Source organism: Pseudomonas sp. R3-18-08 (assembly GCF_003852065.1).
Lineage (GTDB): Bacteria > Pseudomonadota > Gammaproteobacteria > Pseudomonadales > Pseudomonadaceae > Aquipseudomonas.
Genome location: NZ_CP027729.1, coordinates 4,614,285 through 4,628,704 on the forward strand (window position 1 = coordinate 4,614,285; position 14,420 = coordinate 4,628,704).

Annotated in this window: 12 protein-coding genes; 6 read left to right on the top strand and 6 right to left on the bottom strand. The window is 60.3% G+C overall.

The genetic code is table 11. The features are described 5' to 3' along the window. The first annotated feature begins 106 nt into the window (after window positions 1–106). Window positions 107–1,537 carry an amino acid permease gene (locus C4J92_RS21185; RefSeq protein ID WP_124405841.1) on the top strand — a complete coding sequence of 477 codons (1,431 nt, stop codon included), beginning with the start codon at window positions 107–109 and terminating at the stop codon, window positions 1,535–1,537. Window positions 1,538–1,708: 171 nt separating this feature from the next. Here the strand turns inward: C4J92_RS21185 and C4J92_RS21190 are convergent, their stop codons facing one another. After that, window positions 1,709–2,272, bottom strand: coding sequence for an NAD(P)H nitroreductase (locus C4J92_RS21190; protein WP_124405174.1), 564 nt, complete (start codon window positions 2,270–2,272; stop codon window positions 1,709–1,711). A 139-nt stretch (window positions 2,273–2,411) separates the two neighbouring features. Between C4J92_RS21190 and C4J92_RS21195 the strand changes: the two genes are divergently transcribed. The 5 genes from C4J92_RS21195 to C4J92_RS21215 all read left to right on the top strand — a co-directional run bounded on the left by C4J92_RS21195 (window position 2,412) and on the right by C4J92_RS21215 (window position 10,489). Further along, entirely contained in the window at window positions 2,412–3,839 is a 1,428-nt protein-coding gene (locus C4J92_RS21195; protein WP_124405175.1) for a di-heme oxidoredictase family protein, read from the top strand. Window positions 3,840–3,870: 31 nt separating this feature from the next. After that, window positions 3,871–4,935, top strand: coding sequence for an imelysin family protein (locus C4J92_RS21200; RefSeq protein WP_124364232.1), 1,065 nt, complete (start codon window positions 3,871–3,873; stop codon window positions 4,933–4,935). Between the two features lie 2 nt (window positions 4,936–4,937). Beyond that, the gene (locus C4J92_RS21205; RefSeq protein ID WP_124405842.1) at window positions 4,938–6,038 is read left to right on the top strand and encodes a DUF1513 domain-containing protein; all 1,101 of its coding nucleotides are present in this window, start codon (window positions 4,938–4,940) and stop codon (window positions 6,036–6,038) included. Window positions 6,039–6,299: 261 nt separating this feature from the next. Beyond that, window positions 6,300–7,454 (top strand): efflux RND transporter periplasmic adaptor subunit, encoded by a 1,155-nt coding sequence (locus tag C4J92_RS21210; RefSeq protein ID WP_124405843.1) that lies wholly within the window; start codon window positions 6,300–6,302, stop codon window positions 7,452–7,454. After that, complete coding sequence (locus C4J92_RS21215; RefSeq protein ID WP_124405176.1) at window positions 7,451–10,489, top strand: multidrug efflux RND transporter permease subunit; 3,039 nt, start codon at window positions 7,451–7,453, stop codon at window positions 10,487–10,489. Before C4J92_RS21210 ends, C4J92_RS21215 begins: the two co-directional genes overlap by 4 nt. Window positions 10,490–10,610: 121 nt before the next feature. Here C4J92_RS21215 and C4J92_RS21220 read toward each other — a convergent pair whose 3' ends face one another. The 5 genes from C4J92_RS21220 to colR all read right to left on the bottom strand — a co-directional run bounded on the left by C4J92_RS21220 (window position 10,611) and on the right by colR (window position 14,381). After that, window positions 10,611–10,838: a hypothetical protein gene (locus C4J92_RS21220; RefSeq protein WP_124364233.1), complete on the bottom strand. Its 228-nt coding sequence runs from the start codon at window positions 10,836–10,838 to the stop codon at window positions 10,611–10,613. Beyond that, the gene (locus tag C4J92_RS21225) at window positions 10,835–11,554 is read right to left on the bottom strand and encodes a lipopolysaccharide kinase InaA family protein (protein WP_124405177.1); all 720 of its coding nucleotides are present in this window, start codon (window positions 11,552–11,554) and stop codon (window positions 10,835–10,837) included. Before C4J92_RS21225 ends, C4J92_RS21220 begins: the two co-directional genes overlap by 4 nt. Before the next feature lie 4 nt (window positions 11,555–11,558). After that, window positions 11,559–12,239 (bottom strand): class I SAM-dependent methyltransferase, encoded by a 681-nt coding sequence (locus C4J92_RS21230; RefSeq protein WP_124368215.1) that lies wholly within the window; start codon window positions 12,237–12,239, stop codon window positions 11,559–11,561. Between the two features lie 188 nt (window positions 12,240–12,427). After that, window positions 12,428–13,708, bottom strand: coding sequence for a HAMP domain-containing sensor histidine kinase (locus C4J92_RS21235; protein WP_124364236.1), 1,281 nt, complete (start codon window positions 13,706–13,708; stop codon window positions 12,428–12,430). Beyond that, window positions 13,698–14,381 carry a two-component system response regulator ColR gene (colR, locus tag C4J92_RS21240; protein WP_124364237.1) on the bottom strand — a complete coding sequence of 228 codons (684 nt, stop codon included), beginning with the start codon at window positions 14,379–14,381 and terminating at the stop codon, window positions 13,698–13,700. Before colR ends, C4J92_RS21235 begins: the two co-directional genes overlap by 11 nt. Window positions 14,382–14,420: the final 39 nt, after the last annotated feature.

Here is a 14,420-nt window from a genome sequence, read left to right on the forward strand (position 1 = left end):
ATTCACCCTCCAGGCATGTCTGTGATTGGCCGCTGCCTTTCTAACAAGAACGCCCGATACCTACTTTCTGCCAAAACTCAAAAACATAAAATCAAGAGGTTTTGCAATGAAATCGAATCCCTCCGGGCTGCTTGAACAGCCCGCGCTGCAGCGCACGCTGAGCAATCGTCACATCCAGTTGATGGCCATGGGCGGTGCCATCGGTACCGGCCTGTTCATGGGCTCCGGGAAGATCATCGCCCTCTCCGGGACGTCGATCATCCTCATCTACATGATCATCGGACTGTTCGTGTTTTTCGTCATGCGTGCCATGGGCGAAATGCTCCTGTCCAACCTCAACTTTAAAACTTTCGCCGACTTCGCCGGTGCCTACCTCGGCCCGCGCGCGGCATTCTTCCTCGGCTGGTCGTACTGGCTGAGCTGGAGCGTGGCGGTGATTGGCGATGCCGTCGTGGTCGGCGGATTTTTCCAGTATTGGTTTCCCGACGTACCGGCGTGGATACCCGCCGTCGGGATGCTGGCGACCCTTTTCGCGCTCAACGTGTTGACGGTCAGGTTGTTCGGTGAGGTGGAGTTCTGGTTCGCAATCATCAAGATTATTGCGGTGGTGACCCTGATCGGAGTCAGCAGCGTGCTGATTGCCAACTCCTTCGTTTCCCCCAGCGGCGTCACCGCGTCCCTGAGTCACCTGGTGGATAAACAGGCGGCGTTCCCTAACGGCTTGTTCGGCTTCTTCGCCGGCTTTCAAATGGCGATTTTCTCCTTCGCTGGCACCGAGTTGATCGGCACAGCCGCCGCCGAAACTCGATCTCCAGAGAAAACCCTGCCCAAGGCAATCAACTCGATTCCGCTGCGGATCATCTTGTTCTACGTGCTGGCCCTGATCTGCATCATTACTGTGACGTCCTGGCAGCAGGTGTCTGCAATCAAGAGCCCCTTTGTCGAACTGTTTCTTGTAGCAGGGTTCCCCGCAGCGGCCGGTATCGTCAACTTTGTGGTACTGACTTCTGCGGCATCATCGGCAAACAGCGGCGTATTTTCATCGAGCCGTATGCTGTTCGGGTTGGCCAACCAAGATAACGCACCACGAGTATTCCGACGGCTATCGAGTAACAGCGTGCCTCTGTTGAGCCTGGCGTTCACGACGTTGCTGATGCTGGTGGGTGTATTGGTGCTGTTCGTCGTTCCGGAAGTCATGACAGCATTTACTATCGTCTCTACCGTGTCGGCGATCCTGGTGATTTTCACTTGGTCGACGATCCTTGCGTCTTATATTGCCTATCGCAAAAAACGCCCTGACCTGCATGAAAAGTCGGCTTACAAGATGCCTGGCGGGGTGCCGATGGCCTGGTTTTCCCTGGCGTTCCTGGGCTTTGTGCTCTGCCTGCTGGCGTTGCGACCTGATACCCGTATCGCCCTGATGGTCATGCCGGGATGGTTCGTGTGGCTGGCAATTGCTTATCAGTTGACTCGCGCCTTGAAGCCAACGTCTGACGCTGTTCCTGGCAGGCAGAACGCGACAGTCGCGCAGCCCTAGTGAAACTCGGACTCACCAAGAGCTGCCTGGTATGTACCCGCGCTATCAGGAGCCAACCCTAATACTTGTAGGAGCGAGCTTGCTCGCGAAAAACGCCCAGACAACGCGTTCATTCTGGATAAACGAGTGGGCCCTGAGTTCTTCGCGAGCAAGCTCGCTCCTACAAAAACCTTAGAGACCGCTCCAGGCTTGGACGAACGGAGTCAGGTCTTCCTTCGGCGCGGTGCGCGGCGGGTTCTGGGGGGTGCCCAGGTAGAGGAAGCCAATCACTTCCTCGCCGGGTACCAGCCCCAGGCCTTTGGCGACGTGGGCCGAGTAGGACAACTCACCCGTGCGCCACACGGCACCAATCCCCTGGGCATACGCCGCCAGCAGAATGCCGTGGGCCGCGCAGGCGGCTGCCAGCAGTTGTTCGGATTTGGGCACCTTGAAGTGCTCCTGCAGACGGGCAATCACCACCACTACCAGCGGCGCGCGCAACGGGCCGTTCTGGGCTTTGTCGATGGCGGCTTGGGGAGCGTCGGCATCCTGCAGGCGCGCAGCTTCGGCCAACAGCGTACCCATCTGCTCACGGGCTGCACCTTCCACGGTGAGGAAGCGCCACGGGCGCAGTTGGCCGTGGTCGGGCGCGCGCATGGCGGCGGCGAACAGCACGTCGCGCTGCTCCTGGGTCGGTGCCGGTTCCAGCAAACGCGGCACGGAAACACGGTTGAGCAAAGCGTCGAGAGCCTGCATTGGCCACCTCCAGAAAAAAATGTGCGCTCATTCTAGCGGAATGAATCGGGATGCCACCAAACGATAATTGCTCTTATTCAAACTGCCCCGCCCTGTTAGACTTTGCCCCCACATTTTCCGCCTTCGTTCAGGAAACTCGATGTTCCGTTCGCTACTTCACCTGTGCGCAGCGTTGATGGCCCTGGGCCTGACCGCCTGCGACGACGCCCCGCAGTTTACCCAGGCCGAGCCGGGTGAAGCGCGCGCTGGCGGTGCCACCACGGTGAACAAGCGCGACCAGAACGCGTTTTCCCTGCCCTCGGCCAACCTGGCGCCCACCCGCCGCCTGGACTTCAGCGTCGGCAACAGTTTCTTTCGCAGCCCCTGGGTGATCGCGCCCTCGACCACCACCGCGCGTGACGGCCTCGGCCCGCTGTTCAATACCAACGCGTGCCAGAACTGCCATATCAAGGACGGCCGGGGCCACCCGCCGCTGGCCGATGCGCCCAATGCCGTGTCGATGCTGGTCCGCCTGTCGATTCCGGATGCGCCACCTTACGCCAAGCTCATCGAACAGCTCGGCGTAGTGCCCGAGCCGGCCTACGGCGGGCAACTGCAAGACATGGCCGTGCCCGGCGTGGCGCCGGAAGGCAAGGTGCGGGTCGATTACACACCGGTCAACGTCCAGTTCAAGGACGGCACGGTGGTCGAGTTGCGCAAGCCTGACCTGCAGATCACCCAGCTCGGCTACGGCCCGATGCACCCCGACACGCGTTTCTCTGCACGCATCGCCCCGCCGATGATCGGCCTGGGCCTGCTCGAAGCCATCAGCGACGTCGATATTCTGCGCAACACCGATCCGAAAACCGCTGACCGTGGGGCCATCGTCGGTCGGGCGAATCGGGTGTGGGATGACGCCGCGCAAAAAACCGTGCTGGGGCGATTTGGCTGGAAAGCCGGGCAACCCAACCTCAATCAACAAAATGTTCACGCGTTTTCTGGTGATATGGGCCTCACCACCTCCCTGAGACCCTTCGATGACTGCACCGACGCCCAAGTCGCCTGCAAACAGGCACCCAACGGCAACGGCCCCGAAGGCGAGCCGGAAGTCAGCGACAACATCCTGCGCCTGGTGCTGTTCTATACGCGCAACCTCGCCGTGCCGGTGCGCCGCGACGTCGATGCGCCGCAGGTGCTGGCCGGTAAAAACCTGTTCTACCAGGCCGGCTGCCAGGGCTGTCATAAGCCGACGTTCACCACGGCCGCCAACGCCGCCGAACCTGAGCTGGCCAACCAAGTGATCCGCCCCTACAGCGACTTGCTGCTGCATGACATGGGCGAAGGGCTTGCCGACAACCGTACCGAATTCCAGGCCGGGGGCCGCGACTGGCGTACCCCGCCGTTGTGGGGCATCGGCCTGACGCAAACCGTGAGTGGTCACACCCAGTTCCTGCATGACGGCCGCGCCCGCAACCTGCTCGAAGCCGTGCTCTGGCATGGCGGGCAAGCGCAAGCGGCGCAGCAGCATGTGTTGTCGTTCAACGCCGAGCAGCGCGCCGCGTTGCTGGCATTTCTGAATTCTCTATAAGCTTTGCCCCAATTACAGAAGGGAGCTCGACATGTTCCGTCCCAAGTTGTTGTTCACCAGCCTGGCCGCCCTTGCCCTCGGCGCCTGCTCGCCCCAGGATCCGCAAGCGGTGACCTCGGCGGCCATCGCCAAGCAAGTCATCCTGCCCACTTACAGCCGCTGGGTTGAAGCCGACCGCCAACTGGCCGTCAGCGCTCTGGCCTACTGCCAGGGCAAGGAAAGCCTGGACACCGCCCGTGCCGACTTCCTCCACGCGCAAAAAGCCTGGGCCGAGTTGCAACCGCTGCTGATCGGTCCGCTGGCTGAAGGCAACCGCGCCTGGCAGGTGCAGTTCTGGCCGGACAAGAAAAACCTGGTGGGTCGCCAGGTCGAACAGCTGGTCGCCAGCCAGCCACAGATCGACGGCGCCGCCCTCGCCAAATCCAGCGTAGTGGTGCAAGGTCTGTCGGCCTACGAATATATCCTCTACGACGCCAAGCCTGACGTCGCCGACGAAGCCCAGAAAGCCCGTTACTGCCCGCTGCTGATGGCCATCGGCGAACGCCAGAAAGCCCTGGCCGAAGAGATCCTGGCCAGTTGGAACAGCACCGACGGCATGCTGGCGCAGATGAGCAAGTTTCCGAACCAGCGCTACGCCGATTCCCACGAAGCGATTGCCGACCTGCTGCGCGTGCAAGTGACCGCCCTGGATACCCTGAAGAAAAAACTCGGCACGCCGATGGGCCGCCAGACCAAGGGCATCCCGCAACCGTTCCAGGCCGATGCATGGCGCAGCCAGTCGTCCCTGCAGAGCCTGGAAGCCAGCCTCGCGGCGGCCCAGACCGTATGGGTAGGCGTCGACAACAAAGGCCTGCGCGGCCTGTTGCCGGCCGATCAGAAAGCCCTGGCCGACAAGATCGACGCCGCGTATGCCGCGTCATTGAAACTGTTCGCCAGCAACCAGCGCTCCCTCAACGAACTGTTGAACGATGACGCCGGGCGCCAGCAGCTCAATGATCTCTACGACAGCCTCAACGTGGTCCATCGCCTGCATGAAGGCGAGTTGGCCAAGGCGCTGGGCATCCAACTGGGCTTCAACGCCAACGACGGTGACTGATGATGCTCAGGCGACAGGCTTTGGCGGTAGGCAGCGTGCTGCTCAGTGCATTGACGTTGGGCGGCTGGACGCTGTTCAAGCAAAAAGACAAGAGCCCCCTGCTGCTGTCGGCGCGGGATGACGCCGACGGCAGGCACTACGCCGTCGGTTATCGCCTGGACGGCACGCAGGTGTTCGCCACCCAGGTCGGCCAGCGCTGCCACGACATCGTCAACCACCCGACGCTGCCGATCGCGCTGTTCGTCGCCCGCCGCCCGGGCACCGAGAGTTACCTGGTCGACCTGCGTGACGGCACACTCCTGCAGACCATCACCTCGAACCCCAATCGCCACTTCTATGGGCACGCGGTGATCCACAAGAGCGGTGACTGGCTGTACGCCACCGAGAACGACACCTCCGATCCCGGCCGTGGCTTGCTCGGCGTGTACCGGTTCGAAGGCGAGCGGCTGGTGCACAGCGCAGAAATCTCCACCCATGGCATCGGCCCGCACCAGGTCTCCTGGATGCCCGACGGCGAAACCCTGGTGGTGGCCAACGGCGGCATTCGCACCGAAGCCGAAAGCCGCGTGGAGATGAACCTCAACGCCATGGAACCGAGCCTGGTGTTGATGCACCGCGACGGCAGCCTGATCAGCAAGGAAACCCTGGGCCAGCAGATGAACAGCGTGCGCCATATGGGAATCGCCAGCGATGGCACCATCCTCACCGGGCAGCAGTTCATGGGGCCGTCCCAGGAGCGCTCCGAGCTGCTCGCGATCAAGCGTCCGGGCCAGCCATTCGTGGCCTTTGCGGTGGCCGATGCGCAGTTGCAGGCGATGGGGCACTACACCGCCAGCGTCGCGGTGCACAGTGAGCTGCGGCTGGTGGCGTTGACGGCGCCGCGTGGTAATCGGTTTTTTATCTGGGACATGGACAGTGGCGAGTTGCGCCTGGACGGCCCGCTGCCCGATTGCGCCGGGGTCGGCGCGGTGGCGGACGGCTTTGTCGTGACCTCGGGCCAGGGGCGCTGCCGCCTATATGATTGCCGTCAGAAACAGCCGGTAGCGACGCCGCTGACCTTGCCTGCAGGGTTATGGGATAACCACCTGCACCTTATGACGTAACCACCCGCCTCGATCTCAAGGCTCCTGCGCCGACGCCCAGGAGCCTATCCGCCGACAACCCCAACGCCTGGCACATCGCCTACGCAGTCTGTGGAATTGCTTCTCATCCGAGAGACTTGTCCCACAACAACTTGCGAAGCTACCCCTTATCCCCTTCCTTGTTCTGACGAAGACTGCGGCGCTCAGCGCAGTGCCGCCTGGTCGTGCGTGCTCGCGCTTCGTTAACCCTGCACACGTCTTCACAAGGACTCCATTATGACCATGCCGGGCCGCCGGATGATTATCATGCTCAGCCTCGTTCTGTCAGTCGTGCTGATGCTCGCCGGCTACAAGACGTACTGGATTTATCAGCAACTGCAGCTTTTGCATGGGCCAACGCCACCCGTCAGTGTGGCGACGTCCAATGCCTTTGAAATCCCCTGGCAGCGCCAAATGCCTGCCGCGGGCACGCTCAAGGCGTTGCAAGGTATCAACCTGAGCACTGAGGTGCCCGGTGTCGTCACACAGTTGCACTTTGAGTCAGGGCAAAGGGTCGAGGCTGGACAGACCCTGCTGCAGCTCGAGCACCAAACCCAACAGGCAGAGTTGGACGTGGCAAAGGCCGACCAGCGCCTGGCCCGTCAGAACTTTGAGCGCGGTCGAAAACTGGTGGACATCAGCGCCATCTCCAAAGGCGAATTCGATCGGCTCGGTGCTGAACTCAACCGCAACACAGCCCTCGTTGCACAGCGCACCGCAGCGCTGGAAAAGAAACACATCACCGCCCCTTTCACCGGCACCATCGGCATCCGCCAGGTCAACGTGGGTGATTACCTGCAAAGTACCCAGGTTATCGCCAGCCTGCAGGACACACGCCACCTTTACGTGGACTTTTATGTGCCCGAGCAAGCCGTTCAACTGATCAGGATCGGGCAGCCGGTTCAGGTTGAAGTCTCGGCACGCCCAGGCACCTTCAGCCTCGCCGAGGTAAGCGCCATCAACCCGATCGTCGATGACAGCACGCGAAATGTGCTGGTGCGCGCGACGCTGCCCAACCCACGCGAAGACCTGCTCCCGGGAATGTTCGCCCATTTACGGGTGCTGCTGGACGAACCGACTGCGCAAACCGTGATCCAGGAAAGTGCGATCGCCTTCAACCCTTATGGTCAGTACGTTTACGTGATAACCCGAGGCAACAACGGCGTGCCGCAGGCCCCCGATACCGGCGATACACCGCAACTGATCGCCGAACAGCGCTTGATCGAAACGGGCGAGCGTCGCAATGGCCTGGTGGTGGTTTCCAAGGGGCTGAGCAAGGGCGAACAGGTGGTCACCGCCGGTCAGCTCAAACTGAAACACGGCACACCCGTGCGTATCAGTATTGACCGAAGCCAGCCGGATGGGCAGCCGATGCCACATCAGGAGGGCGCAGAATGACCTTCACCGACCGGTTCATCCGTCGCCCGGTACTCGCCGTGGTGGTCAGTCTGTTGATCGTGCTGCTGGGCTGGCAGGCCTACGAAAAACTGCAGCTGCGCCAGTTTCCGCAGATGCAGAACGCGCTGATCACTGTCACCACCGTCGCCCCGGGTCTGAGTGCGCACACCATCCAGAGTTACATCACACAACCCTTGCAACAAAGCCTGGCCAGCGCACAGGGCATTGACTATATGACGTCTTCCAGTCGCCAGAATATCTCGATTATCTCTATCTATAGTCGGCTGGACGCCGACAGTGACCGCTTGTTCACCGAGCTGCTGGCCAAGTCCAATGAAGTCAGGAACCAGTTGCCCAGCGGGATTGAGGATCCGGTGCTGAGCAAAGTTGCCGTGGACAGCACCGCGCTGATGTACCTGAGTTTTTCCAGCAAAACCATGAACAATGCTCAGATCACGGACTACCTGCAGCGCGTGGTCCAGCCGCGACTGGTGACACTGCCGGGCATGGCGCAAGCGCAGATCATCGGCAGCCAGAGCTTCGCCATGCGCCTGTGGCTCGACCCGATAAAACTCGCAGGGTTTGGTCTGAGCGCCGCTGACGTGACCCAGGCAATCAGACGCTACAACGTACAATCTGTCGCGGGGGACCTTACCGGCGAATATGTCGTCACCAGTGCGACCACCAACACTGAACTGCAATCGGCCGAGGGGTTCAGTGCGATTCCCGTGAAAACCGACGGCGACAATCAGGTGCGCCTGGGAGACGTCGCACGCGTGGAGCTGGGCTCGCAAAATTACGACAGTTTCAGCACCTTCAATGGCACCCCTGCGGTTTATATCAGTATTCAAGCCACACCCGACGCCAACCCCCTGGAGTTAGGCAAGCGTGTCCGCGAACTGATCCCACACCTGCAATCGCAGCTCCCGCCCGACTTGCATTCGGATATCGCTTACGATTCGACGCTTTACATCAATGCCTCGATCGACCAAGTGCTGTCCAGCCTGGTAGAAGCCGTACTGATTGTAGTGTTGGTGGTGTTTTTGTTCCTGGGCTCCCTGCGCTCGGTGATCATTCCCGTCATCACCATTCCGCTGTCGCTGATTGGCACCTTGTTCCTCATGCAACTGATGGGCTATTCCATCAACGTCCTGACGCTGCTGGCCATGGTTCTGGCGATCGGCCTGGTGGTCGATGACGCCATCGTGATGATGGAAAACATTCACCGCCACATCGAACAGGGTAAATCCCCACTTGAGGCCGCGATCAAGGGGGCAAGAGAGGTTTGCATCCCGGTGGTGTCGATGACCATCACGCTGGCCGCAGTCTATACACCCATCGGTTTCATGCAGGGCCTGACCGGGGCGCTGTTCAAAGAGTTTGCCCTAACCCTGGCCGGCGCTGTGGTGATTTCCGGGATCGTGGCGTTGACGCTGTCACCGATGATGTGTGCCATTTTGCTGCGCCCTGAAACACAGCCACAGGGCCTGACGCGGGTGCTGGACCGATTCTTCAACGCGTTGAAAACGCGCTATCAGCGCCGTCTGCACCAGATCATGCAAGCGCAGTCCGTGGTAGTGGTATTCGCCGCGCTCGTACTCTGCCTGATCCCCGTCATGCTCACATTCACCCTCTCGGAGTTGGCGCCCGACGAGGACAAGGGCCTGATTTTTATCCTGTCCAATGCGCCCCAACCGACCAACCTGACGTACCTGAACCGCTACACCCGGGACTTTATCGAACCGTTCAAAACCTTTCCTGAATACCAGGCATCCTTCCAGATCAACGGCCTGGACGGCGTACATTCAGGCGTTGGCGGCTTCCTGCTCAAACCCTGGGAGGAACGTGAACGTACACAGATGAGCGTCCTGACACCCTTGCGTGAAAAACTCGACAACAACCCCGGCCTGCAAGTCTTCGCGTTCAACCTGCCGTCCTTGCCAGGCACAGGTGAAGGGCTGCCCTTTGGCTTTGTCATCAGCTCCCAGCAGGACCACAACTCGATGATCGGCGTGGCCGAGCGCATCAAACAACGCGCGATCGACTCAGGAAAGTTTGCCTACGTGGATATCGACCTGGCCTTCGACCGACCTGAAGTAACGGTCGAAATTGACCGGACCAAGGCCGCCCAGATGGGCGTGTCCATGGAGGATCTGGACCTGACCTTGAGCACCCTGCTGGCTGAAGCGGAAATCAACCGATTCAGTATTGACGGTCATCTCTACAAAGTGATTGCTCAAGTGGAGCGCAGCTATCGGGACAACCCCGCCTGGCTGAGCCAGTACGCAGTCAAAAACGCCAAGGGCCAATTACTGCCCTTGTCGACGCTGACCACAGTCTCCAGCCCACAGGTTCGGCCACGGCAGTTGAATCAGTTCCAGCAGCTCAATTCAGTCACGGTGTCGGCCTTTCCGATTGTGGGTATGAGCAACGCACTGCAGACCCTGCAAACCATCGCCCAGGAGGAGGCGCCAGCGGGCTATACCTTCGATTACCGCAACGCGACACGTCAGTTCGTGCAGGAGGGAAATGCGCTATGGGGCACGTTTGGCCTGGCGTTGGCGTTCATCGGCCTGGTATTGGCGGCGCAGTTTGAAAGCCTGCGCGATGCCCTGGTGATACTGGTGACGGTGCCGCTGTCGGTATGCGGTGCATTGGTCGCACTGTTTCTGGGTTGGTCGACCCTGAATATCTACACGCAAATCGGGCTGGTCACGTTAATCGGCTTGATCAGCAAGCACGGCATCCTGATCGTCGAGTTCGCCAATCAACTGCGCAAGGAAAAAGGCCTGTGCGCGCGCGCGGCGGTCGAACAAGCGGCTGCGATCCGCCTGCGGCCGATTCTGATGACGACGCTGGCAACGGTGATGGGCGTCGTCCCGCTGATTTTTTCCAGCGGTGCGGGTGCGGTCAGTCGGTTCGATATCGGCATGGTGATCGCCACCGGCATGTCGATTGGTACCCTATTCACCCTGTTCGTCCTGCCGACGGTGTACACGGCGCTGACCAAAGCTGACAACGTGCCCCCTCAATAGCGTGATCGGTGAGTGCGCCTTCAGTTCACTGCAGTGACTTGCGCTCACCCGATTGCCCCCGCTGAGTCCCAAAAAAAAAGGGCCTCGCATCGCGAAGCCCTTCCTGGGGGGTTCAATCGTTTCAACTCTGCGGCCTCATCGCTTGAGACATCCCGAACATGAATAACAGCAATTCATGATCGGGCTTGGCCGCCACACTGACCTTGGCGACACGTGGCTGCAGGCATAGCCCACCGCCTTGCGCCGCACTGAGTACCTGTGTGCGAGGCTGTTCCCATGCAGCCAGGGCGAGGGCTGCAATGCCCAACGCCCCGACCAGGAACACACCTCGTGCTATTTCTAGCTTCATCTGGTTAAACCCTTGATAGCGCTGCCAAACGCCGTCTCATAAAAGTAGCTGAGTTTTTTCCAGTCGGTGTCGTTCCACGACGAATGGCGGCGCAATTGCAGCATGTCATGGGAAGCGGCCCGATAAGCGGTCAGACGCTGGCGACATTTTTCAAAGTCCAGCAACGCCACTTCCACGGTCACCGCATCGCCTTCGCCGGTGACCCGCACGAAGATGTGCTTGATATACAGGCAACCATGCTGCCAGCGCCCTTTGTGCATGCGCGCCAGGGTAGCGGCCAGCTCCTTGAGCAGGCGTTCATGCACCTCCTCGCCGTATTGCTCACGACCACCGGCGGCGTACCAGTTTTCGATCTCGTCGAAACCGTCCAGCGACGCGGTGACCAGCAAGGCTTTCCAGTGATGCTCGGGGTCGCGTCGCGCCTCGCAAAACACCATCTCCGGCACCCGTACATCGAGCAAGCGCAGGCCCCTGAGGGCATCACGTTCACGCAACACGGTCGGACGTCCAAACGGATGCAGCCAACTGCGGTAGATGTGGCCGGTCTGGCGCTTGCAGTAGAGCAAACGGCCATTGGCACTGACCACCCGCTGTACGCCACTTTCACCGCCACGCCGACGATTGGGCTCTTCTACCCATTCGCCCTGCTGGCGCCAGAAAAAATCAAATCGTTCTTCGGGAGCTACATGACTGCCGACTGCGCACTCAACTGCCATCCTGTTACCTCTTACGCAATACATAGACTCGCCACATGGCGTAGAGCGGCATGAAGTCCAGGGATTCCTGGACCCGGAAACCGGCCTGCTCGAATTCTGCCTCGACAGTAGCAGCCGGTAACACAAACCGGTTTTGGTAACCTTCCTGCTCACCTTTCTTACGACGACGCACTTCGGCGCGCTTACGCTTCCAAGCCTTGAAATTGCCATCCACCCACAGCGAGATAATCACGCTGTCACGGGTAACACGTTGAAACTCCCGCAGTATTGTCATCCTGTGCGCTGGGTCACCGATGTGGTGCATCAAGCGCATGCAGAAAATACTGTCGACCGAATTATCTGGCAGATCGATATCAAAGGCAGATGTCTGCAAAGGACGTACCCGTTTCACCACTTCCGGCGGTTGGGCCACCGTGGCGACCTTCAACATCGAGGCCGAATTGTCGGCCCCGATAATTACGCGGTTGGGTTTCTCGGCCAGCAACGGCCAGAATCGCCCTGCACCACACGGCAGGTCTAACACCAGGCCGGGCTCACCGGCCATGGCCAGCGCCGCGCGCGCCAGCTGCTCGTCGCGTTTGTGGGACCACCGGCGGGCCAGGTTGTCCTGATGCTTGAGCAAATAGCGGTGAGCGTGGTTATCGTCGTACTTTTCAGAAAACTCTAACTTGATCGGCGAAGGCATCTTACATCTCCAATTACTGATGCCTACAACCCTAAGCAGCGAACTGTGATCAACAAGTCAACTCGTTGTGAAAAACTTGTCCTGTCCAATTGCATACATTTCAAGACTTTACAGAAACATTCAGTAGCATCGGGCCATCTTCGCTGAAAAACCGGCGTCGTGCAGCAGCAAAGTGACAGACTGAGCGGTCAGGTTTTGACTTGATCCAATTCGACATGAAAACGGCAACCATTGGGCTCCATGGTGCTCAGCGTCACGCTCCAGCCTTGGTTCTCACAGATACGCTGCACCAGCGACAAGCCCAACCCCAGCCCCTCGCCGCGCTTCTCGCTGCCCCGTACAAACGGCTCGAACATCGCCTCACGCTTGTCTTCAGGAATGCCCACACCGGTATCCTCCACCACAAACCCGCTCGGCTCGAGAGTGAGGCGGATAAACCCTTGCTCGGTGTAATGCAGTGCATTGCGCAACAGATTGCCCATCACCGCATGCAGGAAGGTCGTGTTGTAGCGTGTGTCCAGCGGATTGCCTGGGCAGTAGATCAGTTCAAGGCCCTTTTGCTCGATGGGCCCGCGCCAGATCCCGATCAGGTCCTCAGCCACCTGTGTCAGGTTGACCTGCGCCGACATGGCGGCATCGTCATGCTGGGCACGGGCGAGCATCAGGAAGGTCTGCACCAACTCGCGCATTTCTTCACAGGCCCGGGCGATTCGCTGGACCTGGTTACGCCCCCGTTGATCGATTGCCGGATTCTCCAGCAGCAGCTCGCAGGAACTGGCCAGCACCATCAAGGGTGTGCGCAACTCATGGCTCACATCGCTGGTAAACAACTGTTCGCGAGACAGCGCCTGGCGCAAGCGACCCAGGGTGGCATCGAACGCCACCGCTAACTCGCCGACTTCGTCGGCGGCATAATCCGGTGCCAGAGGCGGCGCAAGCCCGAGCAACTGGTCGCGATGGCGCACCTGGCGCGCCAGCCGTACCACCGGCGCCATCACCTTGCGTGCCAGCACCCAGCCGAGAAACACCGCCAACGCCAGGCTGAGCACGAAGCCCACCAACACCACGGCAAACAGGACGCGCTCGCGCTCTTCGAAATCGCTTTGGTCCTGCAGCAGCACATAACGTCGGCCATCGATCACTTCGACCATGGCGTGGTACGACAGCGACTCGCGAAACACTTCATGAAAGCCTGGGTCCAGATGCCGCAGGTCCTTGGGCAGCTCGAAATCGCCGGGGCCGCCGCTGAAATAAAACAACTGGTCAGGCTCCGGCCGGTGTCGCCAGTCTTCCATGCTGTCCATCAACAGCAGCCGTTGCAGATCGCCACCCAGGCCCGCCGAAATCAACTTCTCTTCCACCAGGTGCACCGTCGCGACGATGCCCATGGCGAAAGCCCCCGCCACCAACGCGCTCATCAAGGCAAAGGCGATGATGATCCGCTGGGCAAGGCTTTGCTTAAACTCCATCACGGCCCTCGGCGAGGCGATAACCCACACCGTGCACCGTTTGCAGCAGCGGCTTGGCGAAAGGTTTGTCGATCACTTGGCGCAATTGGTGGACGTGGCTGCGCAGGCTGTCGCTGTCCGGGCAATCATCGCCCCACAAGGCTTCTTCGAGGATTTCCCGACGCAATACATGCGGGCTTTTCTGCATCAACACCGCCAGCAGCTTCAGGCCGACCGGGTTGAGCTTGAGCATGCGCCCTTCGCGCGTGACCTCCAGGGTGTCGAGGTCGTAATGCAGGTCGCCCACTTGCAACACACGTCGCCCGCCACCCTGGGCCCGGCGCAGCACCGCTTCGATGCGCGCGGCCAGTTCGGACAAGGCGAACGGCTTGAGCAGGTAGTCATCGGCCCCGGATTTGAAGCCCTGCAGCCGATCATCCAACTGGTCGCGGGCGGTGAGCATGATCACCGGCGTGTCGCGGCGTGCATCTTCGCGCAGGCGTTTGCACAGGGTGTAGCCATCGATGCCGGGCAGCATGATGTCGAGCACGATCAAGTCGTAATGCTCGGTGGCGGCCAGGTGCAGGCCCGACAAACCGTCCTGCGCACAGTCCACTGTGTAGCCTTTGAGCCCCAGGTAATCGGCCAGGTTGGCCAGAATATCGCGGTTGTCTTCAACCAATAAAATTCGCATGGGCAGTGTCTCCGTACGCGGTAACGGCCGTGTTGGCTC